Origin of the sequence: Gilliamella sp. B2889 (assembly GCF_026536885.1) — a bacterium.
Taxonomy (GTDB): domain Bacteria; phylum Pseudomonadota; class Gammaproteobacteria; order Enterobacterales; family Orbaceae; genus Gilliamella; species Gilliamella apicola_E.
On the sequence record NZ_JAFNNF010000002.1, the window covers coordinates 263,824 to 290,375 of the forward strand.

Annotated in this window: 23 protein-coding genes and 1 pseudogene; 7 read left to right on the top strand and 17 right to left on the bottom strand. The window is 35.8% G+C overall.

The window, feature by feature from the left end; translation table 11 throughout:
• Positions 1 to 5: 5 nt before the first annotated feature.
• The 10 genes from dxs to J3U09_RS04185 all read right to left on the bottom strand — a co-directional run bounded on the left by dxs (position 6) and on the right by J3U09_RS04185 (position 12,605).
• Complete coding sequence (dxs, locus tag J3U09_RS04140) at positions 6 to 1,868, bottom strand: 1-deoxy-D-xylulose-5-phosphate synthase (protein WP_416380038.1); 1,863 nt, start codon at positions 1,866 to 1,868, stop codon at positions 6 to 8.
• Positions 1,869 to 1,883: 15 nt separating this feature from the next.
• Entirely contained in the window at positions 1,884 to 2,756 is an 873-nt protein-coding gene (gene ispA, locus J3U09_RS04145; protein WP_416380039.1) for a (2E,6E)-farnesyl diphosphate synthase, read from the bottom strand.
• Complete coding sequence (gene xseB / locus J3U09_RS04150; RefSeq protein ID WP_065563353.1) at positions 2,746 to 2,985, bottom strand: exodeoxyribonuclease VII small subunit; 240 nt, start codon at positions 2,983 to 2,985, stop codon at positions 2,746 to 2,748. The genes ispA and xseB overlap by 11 nt, the downstream gene beginning before the upstream one ends.
• 76 nt (positions 2,986 to 3,061) lie before the next feature.
• On the bottom strand, positions 3,062 to 4,411 hold the full coding sequence (gene rmuC, locus J3U09_RS04155; protein ID WP_267357220.1) for a DNA recombination protein RmuC: 1,350 nt from the start codon (positions 4,409 to 4,411) through the stop codon (positions 3,062 to 3,064).
• 2 nt (positions 4,412 to 4,413) lie between these two features.
• The gene (gene epmA, locus J3U09_RS04160) at positions 4,414 to 5,388 is read right to left on the bottom strand and encodes an elongation factor P--(R)-beta-lysine ligase (protein WP_267357222.1); all 975 of its coding nucleotides are present in this window, start codon (positions 5,386 to 5,388) and stop codon (positions 4,414 to 4,416) included.
• Between the two features lie 63 nt (positions 5,389 to 5,451).
• Positions 5,452 to 7,806, bottom strand: a complete 2,355-nt coding sequence (gene mdoH / locus J3U09_RS04165; protein WP_267357224.1) for a glucans biosynthesis glucosyltransferase MdoH — start codon at positions 7,804 to 7,806, stop codon at positions 5,452 to 5,454.
• 21 nt (positions 7,807 to 7,827) lie between these two features.
• On the bottom strand, positions 7,828 to 9,387 hold the full coding sequence (locus J3U09_RS04170; RefSeq protein ID WP_065563357.1) for a glucan biosynthesis protein G: 1,560 nt from the start codon (positions 9,385 to 9,387) through the stop codon (positions 7,828 to 7,830).
• A 19-nt stretch (positions 9,388 to 9,406) separates the two neighbouring features.
• Entirely contained in the window at positions 9,407 to 10,063 is a 657-nt protein-coding gene (locus J3U09_RS04175; RefSeq protein ID WP_267357225.1) for a hypothetical protein, read from the bottom strand.
• A 166-nt stretch (positions 10,064 to 10,229) separates the two neighbouring features.
• On the bottom strand, positions 10,230 to 10,469 hold the full coding sequence (locus tag J3U09_RS04180; protein ID WP_065563359.1) for a YecH family metal-binding protein: 240 nt from the start codon (positions 10,467 to 10,469) through the stop codon (positions 10,230 to 10,232).
• Positions 10,470 to 10,661: 192 nt separating this feature from the next.
• Complete coding sequence (locus J3U09_RS04185; protein WP_267357227.1) at positions 10,662 to 12,605, bottom strand: exoribonuclease II; 1,944 nt, start codon at positions 12,603 to 12,605, stop codon at positions 10,662 to 10,664.
• Positions 12,606 to 12,728: 123 nt separating this feature from the next.
• On the opposite strand from J3U09_RS04185, the gene J3U09_RS04190 reads away from it, so the two are divergent.
• Positions 12,729 to 13,466, top strand: a complete 738-nt coding sequence (locus tag J3U09_RS04190; RefSeq protein WP_220225758.1) for an alpha/beta fold hydrolase — start codon at positions 12,729 to 12,731, stop codon at positions 13,464 to 13,466.
• Positions 13,467 to 13,653: 187 nt separating this feature from the next.
• Here the strand turns inward: J3U09_RS04190 and J3U09_RS10985 are convergent.
• Positions 13,654 to 14,163: pseudogene (locus J3U09_RS10985) on the bottom strand (HAD family hydrolase); the annotation flags it as partial.
• A 203-nt stretch (positions 14,164 to 14,366) separates the two neighbouring features.
• On the opposite strand from J3U09_RS10985, the gene J3U09_RS04205 reads away from it, so the two are divergent.
• Positions 14,367 to 15,254, top strand: coding sequence for a LysR family transcriptional regulator (locus J3U09_RS04205; RefSeq protein WP_267357233.1), 888 nt, complete (start codon positions 14,367 to 14,369; stop codon positions 15,252 to 15,254).
• Here J3U09_RS04205 and J3U09_RS04210 read toward each other — a convergent pair.
• From J3U09_RS04210 to J3U09_RS04225, 4 genes are read right to left on the bottom strand one after another with little or no spacing between them, the layout of a single operon-like run.
• Positions 15,226 to 15,564 (bottom strand): type IV pilus modification PilV family protein, encoded by a 339-nt coding sequence (locus J3U09_RS04210; RefSeq protein ID WP_176713942.1) that lies wholly within the window; start codon positions 15,562 to 15,564, stop codon positions 15,226 to 15,228. The genes J3U09_RS04205 and J3U09_RS04210 overlap by 29 nt on opposite strands.
• Entirely contained in the window at positions 15,557 to 15,997 is a 441-nt protein-coding gene (locus J3U09_RS04215; protein ID WP_267357234.1) for a DUF2509 family protein, read from the bottom strand. Before J3U09_RS04215 ends, J3U09_RS04210 begins: the two co-directional genes overlap by 8 nt.
• Complete coding sequence (locus J3U09_RS04220) at positions 15,981 to 16,544, bottom strand: prepilin peptidase-dependent protein (protein WP_267357235.1); 564 nt, start codon at positions 16,542 to 16,544, stop codon at positions 15,981 to 15,983. The genes J3U09_RS04215 and J3U09_RS04220 overlap by 17 nt, the downstream gene beginning before the upstream one ends.
• The gene (locus J3U09_RS04225; RefSeq protein WP_267357236.1) at positions 16,538 to 17,014 is read right to left on the bottom strand and encodes a prepilin-type N-terminal cleavage/methylation domain-containing protein; all 477 of its coding nucleotides are present in this window, start codon (positions 17,012 to 17,014) and stop codon (positions 16,538 to 16,540) included. The genes J3U09_RS04220 and J3U09_RS04225 overlap by 7 nt, the downstream gene beginning before the upstream one ends.
• 218 nt (positions 17,015 to 17,232) lie before the next feature.
• On the opposite strand from J3U09_RS04225, the gene dapD reads away from it, so the two are divergent.
• The 3 genes from dapD (at position 17,233) to bglX (ending at position 21,170) form a co-directional block, all read left to right on the top strand.
• Positions 17,233 to 18,057, top strand: a complete 825-nt coding sequence (dapD, locus tag J3U09_RS04230; RefSeq protein ID WP_065563367.1) for a 2,3,4,5-tetrahydropyridine-2,6-dicarboxylate N-succinyltransferase — start codon at positions 17,233 to 17,235, stop codon at positions 18,055 to 18,057.
• Between the two features lie 93 nt (positions 18,058 to 18,150).
• Complete coding sequence (locus J3U09_RS04235) at positions 18,151 to 18,642, top strand: YajQ family cyclic di-GMP-binding protein (RefSeq protein WP_065563368.1); 492 nt, start codon at positions 18,151 to 18,153, stop codon at positions 18,640 to 18,642.
• Positions 18,643 to 18,908: 266 nt separating this feature from the next.
• Positions 18,909 to 21,170 (top strand): beta-glucosidase BglX, encoded by a 2,262-nt coding sequence (gene bglX, locus J3U09_RS04240; RefSeq protein WP_267357239.1) that lies wholly within the window; start codon positions 18,909 to 18,911, stop codon positions 21,168 to 21,170.
• Between the two features lie 173 nt (positions 21,171 to 21,343).
• Here bglX and J3U09_RS04245 read toward each other — a convergent pair whose 3' ends face one another.
• Together J3U09_RS04245 and J3U09_RS04250 are read right to left on the bottom strand one after the other, a co-directional pair.
• A complete protein-coding gene (locus J3U09_RS04245) occupies positions 21,344 to 21,808 on the bottom strand; it encodes an NfeD family protein (RefSeq protein WP_267331737.1) in 465 nt (154 codons plus the stop codon).
• 73 nt (positions 21,809 to 21,881) lie between these two features.
• Complete coding sequence (locus J3U09_RS04250) at positions 21,882 to 22,790, bottom strand: SPFH domain-containing protein (protein WP_065563371.1); 909 nt, start codon at positions 22,788 to 22,790, stop codon at positions 21,882 to 21,884.
• 565 nt (positions 22,791 to 23,355) lie between these two features.
• Between J3U09_RS04250 and J3U09_RS04255 the strand changes: the two genes are divergently transcribed.
• Complete coding sequence (locus tag J3U09_RS04255; protein WP_267331736.1) at positions 23,356 to 24,918, top strand: anthranilate synthase component 1; 1,563 nt, start codon at positions 23,356 to 23,358, stop codon at positions 24,916 to 24,918.
• A complete protein-coding gene (gene trpD, locus J3U09_RS04260) occupies positions 24,918 to 26,549 on the top strand; it encodes a bifunctional anthranilate synthase glutamate amidotransferase component TrpG/anthranilate phosphoribosyltransferase TrpD (RefSeq protein ID WP_267331735.1) in 1,632 nt (543 codons plus the stop codon). Before J3U09_RS04255 ends, trpD begins: the two co-directional genes overlap by 1 nt.
• Positions 26,550 to 26,552: the final 3 nt, after the last annotated feature.

Here is a 26,552-nt window from a genome sequence, read left to right on the forward strand (position 1 = left end):
TTAACCTATAGTTTGATAAATTTATTAATTTTGTCGATTATATGTTTAGCGTTTAATCCGACTTCATCGCGCATTTCTTGCTGTGAGCCTTGCGGGATAAAAATATCAGGCAATCCGATATTTAAAATATCACATTTTATTTTTTTCGATAACAAAAATTCATTAACAGCGCTTCCTGCTCCACCTTTGATGCTATTTTCTTCGATGGTGACCAGTATATTATGGCTTTGGCTAATGTGCAAAAGGACTTTTTCATCAAGTGGTTTTACAAAACGCATATCTATCACTGTAGCATTTATTTGGTCGGCTACTTGTAAAACTTCAGGTAATAGTGTGCCAAAATTGAGTAAAGCGATCTCTTCGCCCTGCCGGCAGCATTTTGATTGCCCTAGTGGTATTGTTTTTAGTGGCTCTAAATGTGCGCCAGTGCCTTCGCCTCGAGGGTAGCGTACTAATGCTGGTCCATCATGTAAATAGCCTGTGTAGAGCATTTGTCGGCATTCGTTTTCGTCACTTGGGGTCATGATGACTAAGTTTGGAATACAGCGTAAAAAGCTTAGATCGAACGCACCTTGGTGAGTTTCACCATCAGCCCCCACAATGCCTGCTCGGTCTATCGCAAATAAAACCGGTAAGTTTTGGATGGCAATATCATGAATGACTTGATCGTAAGCTCGTTGCAAAAAGGTTGAGTAGATAGCAACCACTGGTTTTAATTCGCTAATAGCAAAGCCGGCAGCTAATGTAACTGCATGTTGTTCAGCAATGGCGACATCAAAGAACTGATCTGGAAATCGTTTAGCAAATTCAGTCATGCCAGAACCTTCGCTCATGGCTGGTGTGATTGCCATTAGGCGTTTGTCTTGCTCTGCTATTTCACATAGCCAGTCACCAAAGATTTTGGAATAAGTTGGGGTAATTTTATTTGTGCTTGGTAATATTCCTTCATTTGGATTAAATTTAGGAACGCCGTGCCATAAGGTTGGGTTTTGCTCGGCTGGAGCATAACCTTTTCCTTTCTGGGTGATAATATGCAGTAATTGTGGGCCTTTTAGTTGTCTGACTTTTTGTAAGGTGGCAACTAATGTTTCAATATCATGTCCATCAACAGGACCAATATAGTTAAAACCTAATTCCTCAAATAAAATAGCCGGAGTGACTAAGCCTTTTAGGTGCTCCTCCGTTTTTTTGAATAGTTCTTTTAATGGTGGAATATTGGAAAGCACTTTTTTGCCACTTTCACGAAGTGAGGTGTAGGCTTTGCTTGATAATATTTGTGCCAAATGTTGATTAAGTGCACCTGTGTTTTCTGAAATGGACATATCATTGTCATTAACGATAACTAGCATATCTGGTTTTATGTGCCCAGCATGGTTCATCGCTTCAAATGCCATACCAGCGGTTAAGGCCCCATCACCAATAATAGCGGCGACTTTTTTACCTGACTGTTTTTTTTGCTCTGCGATCGAAATACCCAGCGCTGCACTTATTGAGGTTGATGAATGTCCTGTTGTTAATACATCATATTCACTTTCATTTCGGTGAGGAAACGGGTGTAATCCCCCTTTTTGGCGAATAGTTAGCATCTGATCGCGTCGACCCGTTAGAATTTTATGTGGATAAGCTTGATGACCTACGTCCCATATAATTTTGTCAAATGGTGTCTGATAGACGTAATGCAACGCGACTGTTAATTCGACCACACCAAGACCTGAAGCTAAATGACCACTAGATTGGCTGACACTGTCTAATAAAAATTGTCGCAGTTCCTGACTAATTGCTGGCAATTGTGCGAGCGGATATCGCCTAAGATCCGCAGGTGAATTGATTTGCTTTAATAGAGGATATTTGTCTAAATTCATTTTTATCATCTAGTTATTTAGTTAACTATTTCGATTAATAATAAAACCAGCAAGGTCTTGTAATGGTTGGCTATTATAAGGTATTTGCGTCAGACTATCGATAGCTTGTTGATATAACTTGTGTGTCATTTCGATGGCATTTTGTAAACCCATCAATGCTGGATAAGTGCTTTTTTCCAGCTTAAGATCAGAGCCTTGTGGTTTACCCATCAGCTCTTGTTCACCAATGACGTCTAATATGTCATCTTGTATCTGGAATGCTAGTCCAATTGCTTTAGCATAGTTGTCTAACATTGGGTAATAGGGTTGAGCTACCTCATCGCATGAATAAGCACCGAGCCTTACTGCCGCTTGAATTAAGGCGCCAGTTTTATAGTTATGGATAGTTTGTAAATGTTCCAATGTGACTGTTTGGTGTTCTGCTTGTAAATCCAGTGATTGACCTAAACACATTCCAGCAAGGCCACTTGCACTTGCTAGTTCAGTAATCATTTTTATTTTACTTTGGTTGCTGATTTGTTGGTTTTCGGATAATAGGCTGAATGCTAGTGATTGTAGTGCATCACCAGCGAGGATGGCTTGTGCTTGGCCAAATTTTATGTGGCAGGTTGGTTTTCCTCGCCTTAGATTATCATCATCCATTGCGGGTAAGTCATCATGAATTAATGAGTAGGTATGCATCGATTCAATGGCAGCAGCAACTGAATCGAGTTTGGTTAGCGGACAATTAAACATTTGTCCGGTTAAATAGACCAGAATAGGGCGTATTCGCTTGCCACCAGCAAGCAGGCTATAACTCATCGCTTGTTGCAAATTAGATGGTGCAAACTGCGAAATATATGTTGTTAGATAGTTATCAATACGTTCTTGTAATGGTTTTAGGCTATTCATTATTATCAATGGAAAATTCAGATAATTGTGCATCACTATTTTCAGATAATAAAATTTGGATGCGTTGCTCAGCTTCATTAAGTTGTTTTTGACCAGAACGAGCTAGTTTGATGCCTTTTTCGAATTCATTTAGTGCTTCATCTAATGGTAAATCGCCATTTTCAAGTTGAGTGACAATTGCTTCAAGTTGCTTGATGGTTTCTTCGAAACTGACTTCATTATTGTTTGACATATCGTACTCCTTCTTATACCAAATGAGTATACACGTATTTTTTATGATGGTGAATTAAGATGTTTTAGTTAACAATTTAACTAAGCTGTTCTTTTTCATTTTCAAGTTCATCAACTGATAGTTGAGCTATATCCGGATTAATTGGTTTTTTTACTTCAATCCCTAATTCCCTAAATCGTTCTATTTGACCAATCACGTTACCACGCCCTTTCGAGAGTTTGTTCATTGAGTTTTGATAGGTTTGTTGGGCTTTATCCAAACAGTTGCCTAGATTTTCCATATCTTCGATAAATCCACGTACTTTGTCATATAGTTTGCTGGCTCTATCAGCAATAAGCTCGGCATTGCGATTTTGGTATTCAAAACGCCATAAATTATGAATAGTTCGCAAGGCAACCAATAGGGTAGTTGGGCTAACAATCATGATGTTACTTTTTAATGCATCATTGATTAATGACGGATCTTGATCGATGGCGGATAAAAATGCCGGTTCGACAGGAATGAACATTAGAATGTAGTCTAATGATTGAATGCCATTTAGTTTATGGTAATCTTTTTGACTAAGTTGTTTTAAGTGATTACGCACAGCAATTAAATGATCAGCAATGGCTCTAGTTTTTGTCTCTTCGTCATCACTATTAAAATAACGTTCATAGGCAACTAAGGTGACTTTGGAATCGATGACCACATCACCGCCTTGGGGTAAGTGAACAATTACATCTGGTTGTAGACGTCGGTTATCTTCATTAGTTAGATTAACTTGAGTGTGATATTCGTAACCTTGACGCAATCCGGAATTATCCAATATTTGACTAAGAATAAATTCACCCCAATTACCTTGGGTTTTGTTATTGCCTTTTAACGCATTGGTTAAATTAATGGCTTCTTTCGTCATGAGTTCGTTGAGCTGTTGCAAGTTGCGAATTTCGTGAGTTAGGGTATGGCGTTCTTTGGCTTCTTGACCAAAGCTATCTTGAACTTGCTTTTTAAAGCCTTCTAATTGTTGTTTAAGAGGTGAGAGTAAAAACTCTAAGCTTTGTTTATTTTGTTGCTCAATTTTTTTGCCACTGTGCTCAAAAATTCGATTGGCTAAGTTTTCAAATTGCGTGGTTAATCGTTGCTCGCTTTGTTCTAAAACTGTCTGTTTTTCATGTGCGGCATTGATAATCTCTTCTAAGCGCGTTTTTAATTCACTAATTTTGATATTTTGAGCAACATTTTGTTGTTGGTATTGGCTCAACTCTTGTTCTAATTGAGTGATATTTGCCATTAATGACTGATTTTCTTTATTTCTTTGATTAAGTTGTAAATCATATATGGCATGTAGGTTATTCGCTTTAAATTGCGCTTTTAGCATGGCAATTAGTAAGGCGATAATGGCAATAATTATAACTGCCCATTCACTTAAGCCTAAACTTCCTAACATGATTAAGCCCTTTCAAACGTGAATGAAATCACATCATCTAAATTCATTGCATCAAGTGCTAACATAATTAAGCGGTCAAGCCCAACGGCAACACCAGCACAATCGGGTAAACCCGCTTCCATAGCCGCGATTAATTCAATATCGATGTTTTGTGGTGGTAAGTTTTGATTTGCTCGATCAATATTATTTTGTTCAAAACGCATCTTTTGTTCTTGCGGATTGGTGAGTTCTTTAAATCCATTAGCTAGTTCAACCCCTTTGTAATAAAATTCAAAACGGTTTGCTACACGATGATCTTCTGAACTGATCGCTGCTAAAGCTGCCTGTGAGGCAGGGAAGTTATAAACAGCGATAGGTTTTTCTTGTCCAATATGCGGTTCAACGCCAAAACTAAATAAGCATTGTAATAAGGTGTCGCGATCATAATCATCAGTATTGAGTTCAATATTTAGTTGTTTGATAGCTTCAACTAAGGTTGCGTGATCAGCTTCTAGTGGGTCAATATTAAGATGACGTTGGAATGCCTTTTGGTAAGAGATTCGTTCCGCAGGTTCACAATCTAGGATGCTTTGCAGTAGATCATCGACTTCGTTGATCATTTGCATCATATCAAATTGAATACGATACCATTCGAGCATTGTAAATTCAGGGTTATGATAACGGCTTACTTCTTCATGATTGCGAAAACATTTACAGATTTGATAAATCGGTCCACTGCCAGCAGCTAATAACCGTTTCATATGATATTCAGGGCTGGTGATTAATGACATTTTTCGCCCTTGTTGTTCATCGTTTTCACCAGGTTTTAAAAATAAGGTATGAAATGAACTAAGATGTACATCGGTTACCGCATATTGACTTAGGGTCGGGGTTTCCACTTCCAAAATACAGCGGTCAGCAAAAAATTGTCTTACCTTAGATACAATTTTAGCGCGCTTAAGTAAATTATTAATAGATGCAGTAGGTTGCCAAGTCATAAAAAATATCCATGCATATTGATTAATTTCTAAAAGACGAAATAGGGCATTAAGCCCTATTTCTTATTGCTGGCATTCATTTTGCCACAATGTGAACAAATTGTCGTATTTTTCTTGTTGATGCCAGATATGGCGATGAAGTGCAGAAAGAATAATTGGATCTTCTAAGATCGCTAATTGTTGTTCTTTACTAATTTTTTCTAAATCCACTTGTTGATAATACTCAATAAGTTGTTTTCGCAACTGCTGATTTTTTGAGTTAGGTAAATGACGAGAAGTCGATAATGCACAGGCTAACGCATTATAAATTGGATCGACAAGCGCCATAATAAAGCCATGTTCAATAAAAGCAGCTTCGGTTTGGACTAAATAGTCACCAGTTAGTTTTACTGCTCGGGACGGATGGGTTTCTTCCGGTGTTAAGAATAACCCTGCTTTTTTGGCTTTCATACCAATACTTGATAAGCCAGAAATACGAACAACTAATGGTGAAATGGTTAATGGAATTAATATCGCTATATACCAATAAGTAAATTGAGGATTTAACCAAATAATCACACATAACCAAACTATGCCTAGTAGCGATAATGGCCAACAGAAGTAGAATGATTCGCCCCAAGTTAAGGCATCATCGTTTCTTGCTGGTGATTTCCATTGAATTTTGCTACCCAGCCATGCTTTAACCACAAACTTGCTGTGGAAGATCATGCGGATTGGTGCAAGGATCATCGACCATACCATTTCAATTAAAATCGATAATGATAATTTGAATATTCCACCCACATCTTTTGCACCTGTTCGAGCAATAATAATGCCATAACTAAACAGTTTAGGTGCAAATAGCAATACCATTGTGGTTGAAAGTAATTGAATAGCTAATTGTTCATCCCACTTTGGCCACGTTGGATAAAATTGGTTAGGTTGGAAGAAGTATTGTGGTTCAGATATATTGAACACTAATAATAAGAGTGTAGAGAAGATCAAGAAGATTAACCACAATAGTGACGAGATGTAAGCCATACCACTGGTTAAAAACATCACACGGTGAGTTAAAGTAATTCCACTTTTAAAGATTAATCGCAAATTAATCAAATTACCCATACACCAACGATTATCGCGTTTGAGATCTTCTATCATGTTTCCTGGTAGCTCTTCATAACTACCATTCATATCATACGCAATCCATACGCCATAACCTGCACGACGCATTAACGTCGCTTCAACTAAATCGTGCGATAAGATATGAATAGGGCCTTTACGTTTTTGTAATGGCGATAAAATACAGTGCTCAATAAATGGTTTTAGGCGAATCATAGCATTGTGACCCCAATATTGGGCTTCACTTAATTGCCAGAAGTGAGTACCTGAGCAAAAAATATCACTGTATATTTGATTGGCAAATTGTTGAATACGACCATATAAGGTTGTCATTCTGACCGATTTAGGCGGAGACTGTAAAATACCTGCTTTTGGATTCATTTCCATCATTGCGATCATTTTTAAGATACAATCACCGGTCATAATACTGTCGGCATCAAGAATCATCATGTATTCATATTGGTGCCCCCAACGACGGCAGAAGTCATCGATGTTACCACTTTTACGTTTTACGCGACGCTTACGGTGGCGATAAAAGATATTACAACCATTGTCAGCTTTTTTAGCGTTAAATTCAGCCCATGCTTTTAATTCATTGACATAGAGATCGGGATCATTGGTGTCGCTTAGAATATAAAAATCACAACACTGCGCATGTCCTGTCTCAACTAGCGATTCATAAGTTGCTTCTAGCCCTGCAAATACCCGTGAAACATCTTCATTACAAATTGGCATGACTAATGCAGTACGATGTTTGGCGTCAATGTGGTTAGCAGGATCATTGGGGATGGCAATAGTGTAGCGATCTTTTTTGATCACCGCCAAAATAAGCCCCATGATGCTAGTCCAAAATCCTATTGAAATCCAACAAAATAGGATAGCAAATAGGGCAATGATAAAACCTTGTATGATATAAGGAATGATGCTGTAAATGGCAAGTTCTGGGTTGATATCCCAATTTGCCATAAAATTGATTTGTTGCCAGCTTTGATAAGGTAATAAAGTTGATAAGTAAGTTGTGCCGTAATAAGTTTGTATGGCAATAAGCACAAACATAATTAAACGACGAATAAGTGCGATGATATTCAGACCAGGTTTGGATTGAGGACTATAACGTTCATTCCAAATTTGTGGTTGAACCGAAACACGCTCAACTTTTGGATAAGTTGGTTGTTGTTTTCTTTCATCATTAAAATGATCAGTATTGCCAACTTGATTGAGTCGATATTTTAGAAATTCGAGTTTATCGTTTGGCAAGTCTTCCGATTTCTGACGCCAATATTCGGCGTCAGATAGGTTTTCGAAATAATCTTTTTTCATGTTATGTGCTTATTATTAAGATCATTGAGCCGGAAATTGTCCGCTCCAAGTTTCGGACACGATCGTATGTGATTTTTTCGACGATAATTGAAGGCGAATGTCAGTTGGTTTTTTGTTATCTTCAACGTTGAATCGCACTAGTACTCGCCAACCTTTTGTTACAGAGTTGTATTGTGTATCACAGCTAACTATTGAACCATTATTAATACTTGAAATAACGTCAACTGGGTCTTGCTCTGATAAGTTTGGACCAACAAAATCCACAACATAAGCATTAGAACCATCAAGTTTACGTATTAAGTTTGCTTGTTTTATATCACCTAATGATAAGCGCGTACTTTCTGCTCTAGCTTCATTTTTTGGATAACGTTGTTGTTCGTTGAGTGAATAATGTAATCGATATTTAACATCTAACACATCACCAGCTTTATATTGTTTTTCGGGTACCCAGTAAGTAACGATGTTGTCGTTGGTTTCATCTGCGGTAGGGATTTCAACCAATTCAACTCGACCTTTATGCCAATCATTCAATATTTCAACCCATACACTTGGACGAAGTTCGTAATGGTCGTCGAGATCTTGATAGTCATCAAAACCTTTGTCACGTTGAATTAAACCAAATGCTTTAGGGCTTTCTAAACTATATGATGAAAAAGATAAGCGTTTAGGATTATTTAATGGACGCCAAATCCACTCATTTTTGGCCTGGATTGAAAGTCCATTAGAATCGTGCATTGCTGGACGATAGTTTAATAGTGGTGATGGTTGGTTAGGGCCAAATAAGAACATACTAGTCAATGGTGCCACACCAAGTTTTTTAACTGAATCACGGAAAAATACTTTGGCTTCTACAGTAATAGTAGTATCAACACTTGGGATTAAGGTAATTTTGTAAGCCCCTGTTACACTTTTAGAATCAAGTAGGGCATAAATGACTAAGTGTTTTTGATTTGGTTCTGGGCGTTCAATCCAATACTCTTTAAAACGTGGAAACTCTTCGCCAGACATTTCGCCTGTATCAATCGCAAGTCCACGAGCTGAAAGACCATAATGCTGATTTTTACCAACAGCACGGAAATAGCTACCACCTAGTGCGGTAAATATTTCATCGTCGGTTTTTGCTGGGTTATTGATTGGATAGTGCACTTTAAATCCAGCAAAGCCTAGTTTTTTAGTATCTAACTTATCTAAATTAATAGGACTTAAATCGAAGTAATCTGGGCTAAATTTAATTTCATTAACTTGATTGTTTACAATCTCATTAATTTTGACAGGTACATCAAAATACATACCTTCATGATAAAATTCGAGTTTGAAACGACTTTTGCGATCGCTCCAATATGCTTTATCATGCTTAAAATAAATCTTTTGATAATCGGCAAATTGTAGTGACGATAATTCACTAGGAATATTTTTAGATGGTTGGACATAAGCTTTTTTTGATAGTTTTTCTGCTTGTGTCACAACATCGTTAAATGTAAAAGCCCATGAAGAAAAACTTAAACAAGATAAGGATGCGATACAAACTATCTTGCAAGTTAATGTTTTACTAAATCGACTAATAGGTAATAAATTGTACATAAAAAGACTCACTTGAGTATTATCTAAAAATATTGTTGTAATTGATAATATTGTCTTTAGGGCTACTTAAGCATTTTTCCATAAAGTCGCTTCTCATCTCTTGAAGAATACTTGGGTTTTCATCAATCAAAAAGTGAGAGTAGTTATCTTTGAGAATTTTAGCTTTTAAAGCGGCCAAATCTTGCACTGACATCTTAAATAAAGTTTGATAACTTTGGGTTATATTATTGATATCATTGGTATAAACTGCTTCAATAAAATCTGCTGACCATTGACAGTAATTTTTAACATTAACATCAGTTGGTGTGATTTTTTTCAACTCAAGATTATGTTCAGCTTGGTTTTCCTCGACGACTCTTTTAAGTTGAATGTCATATTTTAGCTTGTAGAATTCTTTGAGATAAAAATTTAGCACACAGGAAGATTGGTTGCTGTCACCTTTACAGTTTAAAATACCGTGTTTGGTTATATAGCTGTCAAAGTGTTTGTCTCCAACGAGTTGAAGTAATTGTTTTTTTGCGTCCACAACAAACGAATTATTTTGTTCAGATTGTTGCTTTAAAATCGCTAACTGATCAACTTTAGTTTTACCATCGGTTGAAGACGTATTGTTTTTTACACAGCCTGCGGCAAGAATAGAGACAATGGCGCATGTAAGGATATTACTTATTTTCATATATCAAATTCCACGAATATATTCTTGAGTTGTAATTTCAGGATGAGCAACTTACACTTTTTAGTGGAGCCGTAGCGCGAAATTATATACTCTTATTCTTTTAAAAACACTAGATGATTACATTAAATTTATAAAAACGCATTTATTATTCTTTTGTAAGTTTTTATTAATGTCGACATATTTTTCGAACATCGACGGTAAATTGTGAATCATCAATTGAAGCCGGCTTAAATTTTCCTTTTGCTTTTAAAAAGGCAATAAGTTGCTCTGCATTCATATCGGAGTTGGAACAGGTATGAAATTTAGCCTCGGTACCGAATTTTTTGTGTATGGCTTCAAGTAAAGATGATTCAGTATAATCATTCCCATCCATCATTTGTAACACTTCGTGGCCGTGAATTGACATCTTTTTTCCTCTCCATATAGCAGTTTAAACTAGCTTTATTTTTTATTTTTTTGAGCGGTGAAAGATAGCAGATATTATTATTAAAAAAAAGAGGATAAATGTTAAAAATATTATTAATATTTTTTAGCTTAACCCTGATAATTATCAGGGTTATTAATCATAGTTTGTAACTGATTAAATTGACTAGGGAATTTAAGAGTTAGATTCATTGAGTTTTACAATAACCGATAGATTTTCCATTTTAATTTCATGAATTTTAACAGTGATCAAATCAGCAATTTTGTATGCAGTTTCGCCTTTAATTTTAATTAGCCCTTCATCCGGACTAGTTGATATTTCATCGCGCACGGCATGAATCATTGACAGTGGTAAAAATGCTAATGCGCCAATATCATTTAAACGAACTCTTGCACCGCCACGGTTGATATCTAATATTTCCGCTGCGAACTCTTGTCCTATTTTGTTAGATAAATATTGGCAATAAAGGTTTTCGGCAATATCACGCTCAGCTAAACGTAATTTTTTACGTCTATCAGCCATGCTCTCTAATTGTTCGTTGGATGGAGCTGTTAAGGCTTCTGCTTTAAGCGAGGCTTTAAGTATACGATGGTTTATCATATCACCATATTTTCGAATTGGTGAAGTCCATGTTGCATAAGCATCAAATCCTAAACCAAAGTGAGGTTCTGGTTTTATAGAGAAATCAGCAGGTGTTTGGAACTTTCTTAATCGTGTTGATAAGAAGTCATTATCATCACTTAATCGGCGGAATTTAACATAGCCTTCAAATGAAGTAAGAGATTCTTTATCAAAATCTGTAATGCCATTGTCTGCTAATATTTTTAATATTTGTTCAATGTATTTGGTATCAAAGCCTGAATGAGTGTTAAATACGCCAGTACCTACGTTTTCTTTCAAATACATGGTGAGCGCTAAATTAGCGATAATCATCACTTCTTCAACAATATTATTGCCGATGCCACGTGATTCGTTAATGATTGTTTTTACTTGACGATTCTTATCAAGAATAAATCGATAATCATTGTTCACTTTGAAAACTAACGCATTTTGTTGGCGCCAATTTATCCGTGTTTTTGCCAATTCTGATAATAATTTTAGTTGGTTTTTTATTGCCGCGTCATCGATATTTAAATCACCACGATTTTCTAAAAATTCAGACACATTGTGGTAAGAAAGCTTAGCTTTCGATTCAATCCATGCGGGTAAAAAACTGATATCATCATTCGTAAATTCGCCATTTTTATCAATTTTAATTTTACAAACCATAGCTGGACGTTTTTGATTAGCTTTTAATGAACAAAGATCGTCCGCTAACTGTTTTGGTAACATTGGAATATTAAAGTCGGGCAGATAGGTGGTAAAGTTTCGGTTTTTTGCGATATTGTCGATTTCACTATCTTGCTCAATATATGCGGTTGGATCAGCGATGGCGATCATCAGGTTATAATTACCCATATCATCTTGTGAAATGGTAATCGCATCGTCCATATCTTCGGTATTTTCACTGTCAATTGTAAAAAATTGAATATCCGTTAAATCTTGACGATTTTCTTTTTCAGTCTCTGAAATTGTTAAAGATTCAGCTTGCGGAGCTTTGTCTTCTAAATTATAACGAGCTAAAGTTTTAAGCCATAGTTGATAAATTGAATCAGCACTGGCAATAAATTTTGTTATTTCAGCAAGAAAATGATTTTTATTTTTTTCTAATGGATGAGATTGTAAGGTGGCAACAACCCAATCACCTTCTTTTAATTTTTGCTTTACTTCAGGATTAACTTTACAGCGAATGGCAAAATTGACAGGTATATTTTCGGGATAAATGACCATCGCATTATCTAAAAAACCAATTTTGCCAATAAATTTTTGTAAACTACTTTCAATTAATACTTCAGGTTCAAATGATGTTTTATCGTTAATGGTGGAAATAGTGCCAGAAACTTTATCACCATGACAAACCATTTTCATTTTCGAAACAGCAATAAAGTAGTCAGTTTTGTTGTCAACATTTAGAAAGCCAAAACCTTTTTCATGCGCTCGGACGATACCTTCAACACGAGGTTTTTGTTCATATAATTCTTTTTTTAGTTGGGCTAGTAAAGGGTTATTTTGAAACATAGTTTTTAATATTAATTGAAAAATTTGAACTAAATTCTATCATAGTTATGCTTTTGGGGTTATTGAATTGTTTATTAGTGATGACGAAACAGTCTTAATTACAATAAATTGTAGAGTGGCATAATGAAATTAAACTATAAAATACAGGGTGATAATCAACCAATTTTATTGATGCATGGTTTATTTGGAAGCTTAGATAATTTAAATATGTTAGCTAAAGATCTGTCTAGTCATTACCAAACTATTCAGGTTGATTTGCGCAATCATGGTCAATCACCATGGTCAAATGTCATGAATTATGAAGTGATGGCTGAAGATGTTGCTGAGTTATGTCATGATTTGCAGTTACAAAATATTATATTAATTGGCCATTCAATGGGAGGAAAAGTTGCCATGCAATTAAGCCAACTTATTCCTGTTTCTAAAATCTGTGTCATTGATATTGCGCCAGTTAAATATACTCAAACGGCAAATGCACCTGTTCTTAACGCTTTAGAAAAATGTATTAATCAACAATTAACTGATAAAAAGCAGATTATTGAACTTATGCATGATTTAAGTGCCCCGACCATTTCATTTTTACTTAAATCTTTTAAACATCAGCATTGGTTGTTTAATGCTCAAGTCATTATTGATCAATATGACAATATATGCGATTGGCACACAATTTCACCTTGTAACGTACCTACATTATTCATCCGAGGTGGAAATTCAAACTATATTACTGATAAGGATTATCCAGCAATATTTAGCCAATTTCCAAATGCTCAAATTGAAATAGTAGAAGGTGCTGGTCATAATGTTCATGCAGAAAAAACTCAGCAAGTTTTACAACTTTTACATACAAAAAGCTTCATCTAATCGATTGTGGTTGGTGCATTGTTTAAAATGAGCTTATGGTCGTTATCCAACACAATAATGCTATCATTTATCACTTTAACTTTTGAAAAGTCCGGGATCGCAGTTTGTGCTCTGTGTTTGATAAGCTCAGCATCGCCTATTCCAACACAATAGGCGCCAGCTTCAACTGCTGAAGTCACGCCACTTATTGAGTCTTCAAATACTAACGTTTCAGCGGGTGGTAGCATAAGGCGTTTAGCGCCAAGAAGATAAGGATCGGGGTAGGGTTTTCCACGAGCCACATCGTTTCGTTCCACTATCACAGAAATACATTCCTGAATATTCAGCATTGCCATTATTCGATCAATTTTTTCGCGCCAACCACTGGTTACAATCCCCACATAATTTTAGCTTTCGTCAAGGCATGTATTAATTGTGCAACACCTGGTATTGGATCATAATCAGCAGTATTTTCAGCGTGCATGATATAGTCTTGAACACTTTTTTGCGCTTCAGTTGATAGATGCCCAAACAGTGCTTTAATCGTATGTGGCCCGGGTTGGCCATGAATATGTTTAACAATATCGTCATCCTTGACGGTTATTCCATATAACTTGCCAGCCTCAATCCACGCTTTTTCAATAACGGTATTTGAATCAATTAGAACTCCATCCATATCAAATAAAACCGCAGAAATTTTTTTTATTGCCTTACTCATAAGTTTTTTACCCCGTGCGTTAACCTTAGCCAAGAATTTAACTATTTACATTGAATCTTTGGACTTATAGAAGAGCGTCCATTTAACAATAAATATCTTAATTTTATTCATAACTAATTGTACTTATTGAAATTAATATAAATAGTAAAAGTAATTATGTATAATGAAAAAAATGACTGATTTGATAACAATTAGGAATGGATATGGACATTGAAATGAAGTTGCTACGAGCTTTCGTCGCACTTGTTGAGGTAGGGAATTACCGTGTCGCTTCTGAGCAATTATTTATAACACAACCCGCGTTAACTAAACAAATTCAAGCATTTGAACGAGCAATTGATCGAAGACTGTTTATTCGTGGTCGAAATGGCGCAAAATTAACTGAAGTTGGAAAGGCGCTATATCCTGAAGTAAAAAAGCTATTACAACAGAATAAGAAATTTTTACTCTTTGCTAATAATATTAAAAAAAACATGAATGGAGTTCTTTCAATCGGTTTTGGCATATCTTGTTTTCAATATGTTCCTAAATGGATTCGAACTTTTTCTGAAAGAAATCCGCAATGCCATGTTTCAGCAAAACAACTTCCTTCAAACGAGCAAATTACTCTGCTAATGCAGGGGGAATTAGATATTGGTTTTGTCCGTATGCCTGTGCCAGAGTCATTGAGTTCAATTATGTTATTTAAAGAGTATATCGTGCTAGCAGTTCCAAATAATCTAAAAGTCAGTAGGAACAATCTTAAAGATGTACTAGAAACTCATCCCTTATTACATATAAACCCCTGCTTGGCGCCTTGTTTGACCGAGCAAACAAAATTATTACTTGAGGCTATAAACGCTATACCAAAACAGGGTGGGGCGACAAATGATCTTCCCTCTCTTTTGGCTTTAATTGCTGCCAAAAATGGCATTGCTTTTGTGCCTGCTAGTGTTTGTCATTTTCTACCTAAAGGTGTAAAACTTGTCACGCTTGAATTAGCTCAAACGGGATGGGATATTGCGGTTGCATGGAATGAAAAAATTGAAAATAAACAGCGTAATTTATTTTTAGAAATGAACATCAATCACATAACAAACGTTGTTGTTTAATCGTTTTATGATTCGGTGGGGTGATATCAATAAAAACCATTTTACAAGGTGCACTATAAGGTTGGCTGTAAACTTGATATTGCCACTCTTTTGGTATGATTTTATCTACCGTATGAGGGTAACTATCAAGTAAAGCAAACGCCATTTGCTGTGCTTTGAAATGTTGATGAAAATAGTGGTGTTGATTAATAATTGAGGTTAAATAACGAATAAAACCCAGCATGATGATGGCAAACATTAAACATGACAACATAACTTCAATTAAACTAAAGCCAGCTGTTTTTTTATTACTTATATTTTTACTATTCACAATCAATCATCTTCTTTTCAGGGCAATAATCTAACCAATGACCTTTTTCAACAATAAGTTGGTTATCTTCAAAATGCATTAACATATAAAGGAAATAATCATCATTAGCTTGTCCACGTACTAGGGTGTAGTTATCCACTTTTAATCGCGATTTTTTTATACATGCTTTTAATTGATATTGAGTATCAGATAAGCATTGCCACTCTTCAGTTGGCGGTTGCCAAATTTGTTTGGTTGCCCAATTTAAACTGGAACTAGCTTGATTAAACTGACGATAATATTTGGTTTCAATCAAATAGCTCCTTTTTATCGAATCAATGGTAATTTGAAACCCCGTTAGCAAAAGAAGTCCAACAATGGTTAATATGATCACCATCAAAAGCGTGCTAAAGCCATCATAATGAGTTACTGAACGATTAAAAGGGATTTTCATTTTTGATAATGGTTGTTGTTTGATATTTAATTTTTTTGTTTTTCTTCAATTGAGCACTAATATCTATCTCAAAATGATTATTTTGTTTTTTGATTGAAAATTGAGTGATTTTAATGTCGTGAGGATCGAAAATTTTCTCCCAATTGACACCTTCGCAATTGATTGTTCCAACTTTATATTCCAAATTATTATTATAAAGCCGATACGCAAAGATATCTGATTTGGTTGGAATAGTCGTATTATGAACCCAATCATTGCGGATCTCGCTATCGTAACGGAAGATATAGCAATTTTTTGCTGGGTTGATTTCAATTGGTTGCTGACTCATCTTTTCTGGTTTATTGGCGATAAACCCAGCACGTTTCAAATCTTTGGAAATACTAACAATACCTTGATGAATATTCCTTTGTAGATGGGTATTAAGATTTTGCTGAAGTATAATCGATTGTAATTTACTATAAAAAGCTGTGATGCCAATGAAAATTAAGCTAGAAAAGGTGATGCTTAACATCATTTCAAATAACGAAAATCCATTTTGCTTTAACATCGCGGCAGCCCTGGTAAATAACTATTTTTCTTACAAAACCGAATCCGCCCTCGATATGAAATAATAATTTGTGTGGTGCCAATGGCATTATGCAATTCGAATGTACCGGTTTGAGCCATATTTTTTCGCCCCCAAAAAGAGATGGTTTTTTTATCGGCTAAATCATTTAATTCAACAGAATTGTTGGGTTTAATAAAATAGCTAGAGCCTTCTTGGCAAGTCGCTGGTTTTTCGCCTTTGCTGATGCTTAAACACCAAGGCGTCAAAAAATAATAGATGTGGACATTTTCGTTAGCGTTATAAGCTTTGGCTTGGACTTCCTCCAGAAAATAGGCTAGCTGTTTTGTGGTACTAGTAAGTTCGTTACGGAGCTGTAATTCCTTCCAATGTTGCACACCTATTGAAGCCAAAATAGCACCAATACAGATAACAAATAAAAGTTCTACTAAAGAAAATCCATCGTTTTGCATTATTTTTTGTTACAAGATTTAATGAGGATTCAACTTTATATTCAAAGAAAACAACTGTATTAAATATTGTTCAGATTTTGTGAAAGGTATTCCAAATAATTTATCCTTTTTGAGAAATCTCAATGATACGATAAACCACTTAAAAATAACTGCATATTATATTATACTGTTTGCCCAATTAAATTTGCTAACGGACTTAAAGTTAAAGGAAACGAGAAATGCAACAATTACAAACTATTATTGAGGCAGCATTTGAACGTCGTGCTGAAATTACACCTTCAAATGTTGATACTGTAACACGTGATGCAATTAATCAATGTATCGCTCTATTAGACAGCGGTAAAATGCGTGTCGCGGAAAAGATTAATGGCGATTGGGTGACTCATCAATGGTTAAAAAAAGCGGTATTGCTCTCTTTCCGTATTAATGAAAATCAACTTATTGATGGTGGCGCAACAAATTATTATGACAAAGTGCCATTAAAATTTGCTGATTATGATGAAGCTCGCTTCCAACAAGAAGGCTTCCGTGTAGTTCCATCAGCAATTGCGCGTAAAGGTGCTTATGTTGCTCGTAATACCGTATTAATGCCATCTTACGTAAATATCGGTGCTTATGTTGATGAAGGCACTATGGTTGATACTTGGGTAACTGTTGGTTCATGTGCACAAATTGGTAAAAATGTTCACTTATCTGGTGGTGTTGGTATTGGTGGTGTGTTAGAACCATTACAAGCAAACCCAACTATTATCGAAGATAACTGTTTCATTGGTGCTCGTAGTGAAATCGTTGAAGGTGTGATTGTTGAAGAAGGCAGTGTGATCTCAATGGGCGTATTTATTGGTCAAAGTACTAAAATTTATGATCGAGCAACTGGTGAAGTTCATTACGGACGTGTACCAGCTGGTTCGGTTGTGGTATCAGGTAACTTACCAACTAAAGATGGCAAATATAGCCTTTATTGTGCAGTTATTGTGAAAAAAGTCGATGCTAAAACTTTAGGTAAAGTTGGTATCAACGAATTACTTCGTACTATCGATTAATCTTAATAATAATGCCGCCGTAAATATTGTGGCGGCAATTAAAAGAGTTGTTTAAAATAAGTAATATTTATAACGATTAGAAGAGGAAAATTTATGCCTTCTTTTGATATTGTGTCAGAAATTCAAATGCCAGAAGTTAAAAACGGTGTCGATAATGCGACTCGTGAACTGACCACTCGTTGGGACTTCAAAAATGTCGAAGCATCTTTTGAGCTCAATGAAAAAAATGAAACCATCAAAGCAACTAGCCAATCCGATTTCCAAGTTCAACAGCTATTGGATATTTTACGTGATAAGTTGGCTAAACGTGGTATTGATGGCGGAGCGCTAGAAATTCCGGAAGAGCTGGAACATAGCGGAAAATTTTATAGTATTACTGTCAAACTAAAACAAGGTATCGATAAAGAGTTAGCTAAAAAAATAGTTAAGCTGATTAAAGACAGTAAACTTAAAGTGCAAGCTCAAGTACAAGGTGAGCAGGTTCGCGTTACAGGTAAGTCTCGTGATGATTTACAAGCAACCATGGCACTAGTCAAAAATGGTGAATTAGGGCAACCTTTCCAATTTACTAATTTCCGCGATTAATAGATCTTCATTCATGATTATTGCCGACTTGATGACTCCTTTTTAAAGCATTTTTCGGCAATATTTTTTTATCTATTTTCTTAATAAATCTTAAAAAAAGTTGAGGAACGCACTTTTTGAAGCTTATATTTTTAAGAATAAATGCTTTTATCTTTATTTTTAGGGATGTTATTTCTAAATAACGAGATTTTTTTAGTTAAATACGTTATGCTATCCGCTTGTCTATCCTCTTAAATTTAAAAATACTTATTATTATGAAAAAATTCGTGTTATTTTTCGTTTTTTTTATTTTTTCATCCCCTTTATTTGCTCAAAATCCCAATAGTGAAGAAAAGAAAGCGTTTATTGATGACTTGATGTCAAAGATGACGATTAAAGAAAAAGTAGGGCAACTGCGATTAATCAGTGTGGGTGGCGATCTTACACTAGACAAAGTCCTTGACCAAATTGAAGCGGGTGAAATTGGTGGTATTTTTAATACTGTAGTTGAGCCCGATCTATCACAAATGCAAGAAAGAGCATTAAAATCGCCGAATAAAATCCCTGTTTATTTTGGTTTTGACATTATTCACGGTCATCGTACGGTATTTCCTATTAATTTAGGGATTGCTGCAACTTGGGATCGTGATGCGATAGGTAAAGTTGCTGAAGTATCGTCTGATGAAGCAACTTCTGATGGGCTTAATGTAACTTGGGCGCCAATGGTCGATATTACGCGAGATCCAAGGTGGGGCCGAGTGTCAGAAGGATTTGGTGAAGATCCTTATTTAGCGTCGGAAGCAGGACGTATTTTTGTCGAAAAAATGCAAAAACAGTCTCTTGAGGATAAAAAATCATTAGTGACAACCGTTAAGCATTTTGCGCTATATGGTGCGGTTGAAGCTGGTCGTGAATATAATAGTACGGATATGAGTGAACGAAAAATGTTCCAAGAATATCTTGTACCATATAAAGCGGCTGTAGATGCAGGCAGCCGAGCGGTTATGGTTGCACTTGTTAGTGTAAACGGTATTCCTGCTACCTCTAATCATTGGTTATTAACCGAGGTACTGCGTGATCAATGGCATTTTGATGGTGTAGTGGTTAGTGATCATGGTGCTATTCGTGAATTAATTAATCACGGTGTGGCAAAAGACGCTAAAGATGCAGTTAGAATTGCGATCCTAGCTGGTATTGATATCAGTATGAATGATGAGTATTTTTTACAGTTTATACCAGAACTAGTTAATGAAGGTGCAATCTCTCAAGAGCAGATTAACCAAGCGTGTCGTCATGTATTAGAACTGAAATATGATATGGGATTATTTAAAAATCCTCATCGAAATTTAGATCCTAATTTTGATATTGAAACCATGTTCGCCAACGATCGTTTACATCGTGCAGAAGCAAGGGATGTTGCGCGTCGTAGTATTGTATTGTTAAAAAATGAAAACAATGTTTTACCGTTGAGCAAAAATAAAAAAATTGCGGTGATTGGACCGTTAGCAGATTCAAAACGGGATATTTTGGGTAGTTGGTCTGGTGCTGGGCGAGCTAATTTAGCCGTAACCCCTTTGGAAGGGATTAAGAATGCTGTGGTTAATCCAAAATTAGTTAGCTATGCATGGGGTGCCAATATTTCAGATGATCCAAATCTTTATAAATTCTTAAATTTATATGAAGAGATCACTAAATTTGATAAAAGACCTGCTGATAAAATGATTGCCGAAGCGGTTGCTCAAGCTAAAAGATCAGATGCTGTTGTTTTATTTGTTGGCGAAGCCGAAGGGATGGCGCATGAATCATCAAGCCGAACTGACCTCAATTTACAAGCAAGCCAAAAACGTTTAATTACAGCATTAAAAGCAACAGGTAAACCACTAATTATTGCATTGATGAATGGGCGCCCACTTACCGTGAAAGAAGAATATGAACAAGCCGATGCGATGCTTGAAACTTGGTTTTTAGGTACTGAAGGTGGTAATGCTGTAGCTGATGTTCTCTTTGGTGATTATAACCCATCAGGTAAATTACCGATGTCTTTCCCAGATAATGTTGGTCAAATTCCTGTTTATTATGGTCAATTAAATACTGGTCGACCTCATGGCACGGTCAATATGGGTAAATACACCACTTCTTATTTTGATAGTCCAAACGAACCGTTATTTCCATTTGGTTATGGTTTGAGTTATACCAATTTTACGATTGATTTTTCACTATCAAAAACTGAAATGTCGCCAAATGGTGAAATCGAAGTGATAGCCAATGTAGAAAATACTGGTGATAGAGAGGGGACGCAAGTTGTCCAATTATACTTGCAAGATGTGACTGCCTCAGTTAGCCGTCCTGTCAAAGAGTTAGTTGGATTTGAGAAAATAGCACTTAAACCTCACGAAAAAGGTCAAGTAAAATTTGTTATCAAATATGACATGTTAAAATTCTGGAATGACAAAATGCAATATGTTGCAGAACCAGGTAAATTTAATGTGTTTGTAGGCTCAGATTCGACAACCAAACAAAAGCAAACATTCACTTTACTTGATAAATAAACACAAAAACCGTCGGTTTTAATCGACGGTTTAGTTCTTTTATTCAATCTTTCAATCTTTCAATCTTTCAATCTTTAAGACTAATATATAAGATTATTTACTGATATTGTTTACGTTTTTAAGGTAAAAAAATACGAGTCAATGACTCGTATTTAATCCATTTATTATTACAATTATCTATTGAGTGCTTTTACTTTCAGAACTAATCCATCAACAGCAATCACTTCAACAGGTTGTCCAATCTCTAGATCTTGGTTACATTTTGCTGACCATGTGCCATCTTTTATTTTTACCCGACCCGAACCATTAATTATAGCCTCGGTAACGATGGTTTTGATTCCGATTAATTCTTGTTGGGGTTGATTGATTTCACTTTTACCAGATTTATCTTTACCATGTTTTTTTAACCACACCCACCAAAGATAAGCCGATACCAAAGTAAAAATAGCAAATAAAATCCATAGAATCGGCCAAGATAAAGGGACAACCCAAGCTATTAAACCAACAACAATGGCTGCAATTCCACTCCAAAGCCCATATCCGGAAGTTCCCAATAGCTCAAGGATCAGTAAAATACCACCTAAAGCAATAAATACCCAGTGAGGATAATCATAAATAACCGTTAAAAAATCAGTCATTGATTGTTACCTAATTTATTAAAATATAATATCTTCCTAATTAGATTAGGAAGAATTGTTTCACTAAAGCAAATTATTTAGAGTTTTTAATTAATTCTGCAATACCGCCAATGCTACCCATCAAGCTAGAAGCATCTAGTGGCATCATCACTACTTTACTGTTATCTGAAGCACCAATTTGTTGTAAAGCTTCAGTATATTTTTGAGCAACGAAGTAGTTGATCGCATTAATGTTACCAGCAGCAATCGCTTCTGAAACCATTTGTGTAGCTTTTGCTTCGGCTTCGGCAGCACGTTCACGCGCTTCTGCTTGTAAAAATGCAGCTTGTTTTTCACCTTCTGCTTTTAATATTTCTGACTGTTTTTCACCTTCAGAGCGTAAAATAGCCGCTTGGCGGATACCTTCTGCTTCAAGGATCTCAGCACGTTTGTTACGTTCAGCTTTCATTTGCGCGTTCATGGCTGCAATAAGTTCTGCTGGTGGGCGAACGTCACGAATTTCGATACGGGTAATTTTAATTCCCCAAGGGCTAGTTGCATCATCAACAATGCTAAGAAGTTTTGAGTTGATGTGATCACGTTGTGATAACATTTCATCAAGTTCCATACTACCAAGTACGGTACGAATGTTTGTCATCATCAGATTAATAACCGCACGCTCAAGTTGATTAACTTGGTAAGCAGCTCTTGCAGCTTCTTGTACTTGAATAAAGCAAACCGCATCAATTTGTACATTCGCATTATCTTTAGAAATAACTTCTTGAGATGGGATATCAAGAACTTGTTCCATCATATTAATTTTGCGACCCACACCATCCATAAATGGGATAATGATGTTTAAGCCAGGCTCAAGCGTATGAGTGTATTTACCAAAACGCTCGATGGTATATTGGTATCCTTGTGGAACAATGGTAATAGCTTTAAAAACGGTTACGATAGCTAATAAAACTATTATCGCAATAAGAATATAAAATATTGGCATATATCAAAATCTCTAAATTTTATTAATGTATTGATTATTCTAATTGGTATTGGGATATTTGACAAACTATTAGTTTTTAACCATGTGAAATCAAAACAGCCTAATAGATCATTTGTTAAATACGGCAACGTGGAAAATTATCTTGAAAAGATCAACCTAGCTCCTCGATTTTAATTTCATCATAAGTTATTGAGCACTGCTTTATTCGCTGGTCTGAAATCATATAGGTTAAAATCGTTCAATCATCAATGTCATTAATTTAAAAAATGAGTCTAAATAAACCTATTTTTTATAAAGGCTAATTTTATTTATTGAATATAAAATATTCGCTTGACAACACACTAATGAACTAGTTTAATAGTACAACATCTTTTTTAAGCAGATATAATAATGATAAATCATCAAAATCCTATAACTCACTATAAAAAAACTACTGTTTTGAGTTGGTGGTGCATCACTTTCTGCGGGTGATGTGATGATGTCCTTTTTTCACAAGACCCGCTAAATGCGGGTTTTTTAGTTTAAAAAAAAGATAAAAAATAATTTTATATAAAGAGAGTCAACAATGAATAAGCCTACATTAACACAAATAATCAAAACCATTGGTTATTATCAGGATCCGACTCAGGTATTTTATCAACTTTGTGATAATAAACCGGCAACATTGTTGCTTGAATCTGCCGAAATTGATAATAAACAGGGGATTAAAAGCGTAATGATCATTGATAGCGCTTTAACTATTTCGGCCCTAAACAACGAAGTGACTTTTCAAGCTTTAACCAGCAACGGGCAAAAATTATTACCTTTGTTAGAGCAAGCATTTCCTGATAACGTCACTAAAACAAAAATAGATGAACATAATCTTAAGTTAGAGTTTCCACCCATTGATGGTTTGCAAGATGAAGATTCTCGCTTAAAGTCATTATCGATTTTTGATGCATTAAGAACATTATTAAATATCGTTAATATTCCCGAAAAAGCGAGTTCAGATGCCGTTTTTGTTGGTGGATTATTTGCGTATGATTTAGTGACAAATTTTGAACATTTACCAATATTACCAACTGAACAACGTTGCCAAGATTTTCGTTTTTATTTAGCTGAAACTTTATTGGAAATTAATCACAAAGATCGCGTTTCATTATTAAAAGCAACGGCCTTTACTTCTTGTCCTGATGAAGTTACACGCTTAAATCAACGATTAGATGAATTACAAAATAAACTCAATCAACCAATGAGCACAATTAAAAGGCAATCGTTGGCTGAAATGGATGTTGCTTGTAATAAGAGTGATGATGATTTCAATACCATTGTTAAGAAAATGCAAGATGCGATTCAACAAGGTGAAATCTTCCAAGCTGTTCCATCTAGACGTTTTTCATTACCTTGTCCTCAACCATTATCTGCATATCAAGTCTTAAAAAATAATAATCCAAGCCCTTATATGTTTTATATGCAAGACGAGGATTTTGTTTTATTTGGTGCCTCACCTGAAAGTGCACTCAAATATAATAAAGCCAATAATCAAGTTGAAATTTATCCAATTGCTGGTACTCGCCCACGTGGTTTAAACACTAATGGCGAGATTGATTACGATTTGGATAGTCGATTAGAGTTGGAAATGCGCACCGATAAAAAAGAGTTAGCTGAACATTTAATGTTGGTCGATTTAGCACGAAATGATTTAGCTCGAATTTGTCAGCCAGGGACGCGATATACCAAAGAGTTATTAAAAGTTGATCGTTATTCTTACGTTATGCATTTAGTTTCAAGAATTGTTGGTCAACTACGTCAAGATCTTGATGCACTACATGCTTATCAAGCTACCATGAACATGGGAACATTAACTGGAGCGCCAAAAGTTAGGGCAATGCAGTTAATTGCCGAATCGGAAAAAATAAAACGGGGTAGTTATGGTGGGGCAGTTGGATATTTTACTGCCAATGGTGATCTTGATACTTGTATCGTTATTCGCAGTGCTTATGTGGAAGATGGTGTTGCAACCGTACAAGCTGGATGTGGCGTGGTTTTAGATTCAGAACCACAAGCAGAATCGGATGAATCACGTAACAAAGCACGTGCTGTTGTTCGCGCGATTATGGCAGCACATAATGTAGAAGGTGTATTCTAATGGCTAATATCTTATTTCTTGATAACGTTGATTCGTTTACTTATAACTTAGTCGATCAGTTACGTCACAATCAACATAACGTGACAATTTATCGCAACACAATTCCAGCTGATGTGATCATCGAAAAATTATCACAAATGCAAAATCCTATCCTAATGTTATCACCAGGACCTGGAGCACCGAGTGAAGCAGGTTCAATGCCTGAATTACTTAAACGTTTAAAAGGTAAATTACCGATCATTGGTATCTGTCTTGGACATCAAGCGATTGTTGAATCTTATGGTGGTATGATTGTCCCTGCGGGCGATATTTTACATGGAAAAGCTTCATTAATTGAACATGATGGGCAAGCGATGTTTAAAGACTTACCCAATCCATTACCGGTCGCGCGCTATCACTCATTAAAAGGTGAAAACATACCGAAAACATTAACCGTCAATGCCATGTGTAATAACATCGTTATGGCAGTACGTAATGACCAAGATCGGGTTTGCGGTTTTCAATTTCATCCTGAATCAATTTTAACGATTCAAGGGGTAAAATTATTAGAACAAACCATTGAATGGGCACTGAATCCACCACAAAAACAGCCAGAAGCAAAACAAGAAGCCATTGTTGATAAGCAAGAATACAATATTCAACCGATTTTAAATAAATTGTACTTAGGGCAAGTATTGTCTCAAGAAGAGAGTAAAATACTGTTTAATTTAATTATTCAAGGTAAAATAGAACCAACGGTACTAGCAACCGCTATCATTAGTATGAAAGTTCGGGGTGAAAAACCTGATGAAATTGCCGGAGCAGCTCAGGCCTTACTTGAAAATGCTGATCCATTTGAAGTGCCTGATTATGATTTTACCGACATCGTTGGGACTGGTGGAGATGGAACTAACAGCATCAATATCTCCACGGCCAGTGCTTTTGTTACTGCGGCATTAGGGTATAAAGTTGCTAAGCATGGTAACCGTGGTGTGTCGAGCAAATCAGGATCATCAGATGTTTTATCCGCTTTAGGTATTAAACTAAACATGTCAGCGGAAGCATCTCGAAAAGCGCTTGATGAATTAGGTGTGTGTTTCTTGTTTGCTCAGCAATATCACTCAGGATTCCGCCATGCTGCACCAGTACGTCAGCAACTTAAAACACGAACAATTTTTAATGTTCTTGGGCCGTTGATTAATCCATCACGACCAAAACGTATTTTACTTGGTGTTTATCATCCTGACTTGATAAGACCGATTGCAGAAACATTAAAAATGTTAAACTATACCCATGCTTATGTGGTACATGGCTCAGGGATGGATGAAGTCGCTATTCATGGCGAAACTCAAGTTGCCGAAGTAAAAAATGGTGAAATTCGCTATTTTACTTTGACACCAGAAGATTTTGGTCTACAGCAATATACTTTGAAAGATATTGAAGGTGGAACACCAGAAATGAATCGTGATTTATTGTTAGCGATTTTACAAGGACATGGTAAACCAGCGCATGAAGCAGCTATTGCTGCAAATGTGGCGATGTTAATTAGCCTATTTGGTGAACCAGACTTAAAACAAAATGCTAAGCGTGCAATAGAATTAATGCGTAGCGGTAAAGCTTATGAGCTATTACAAAAGTTAGCAGCAAGATAATGA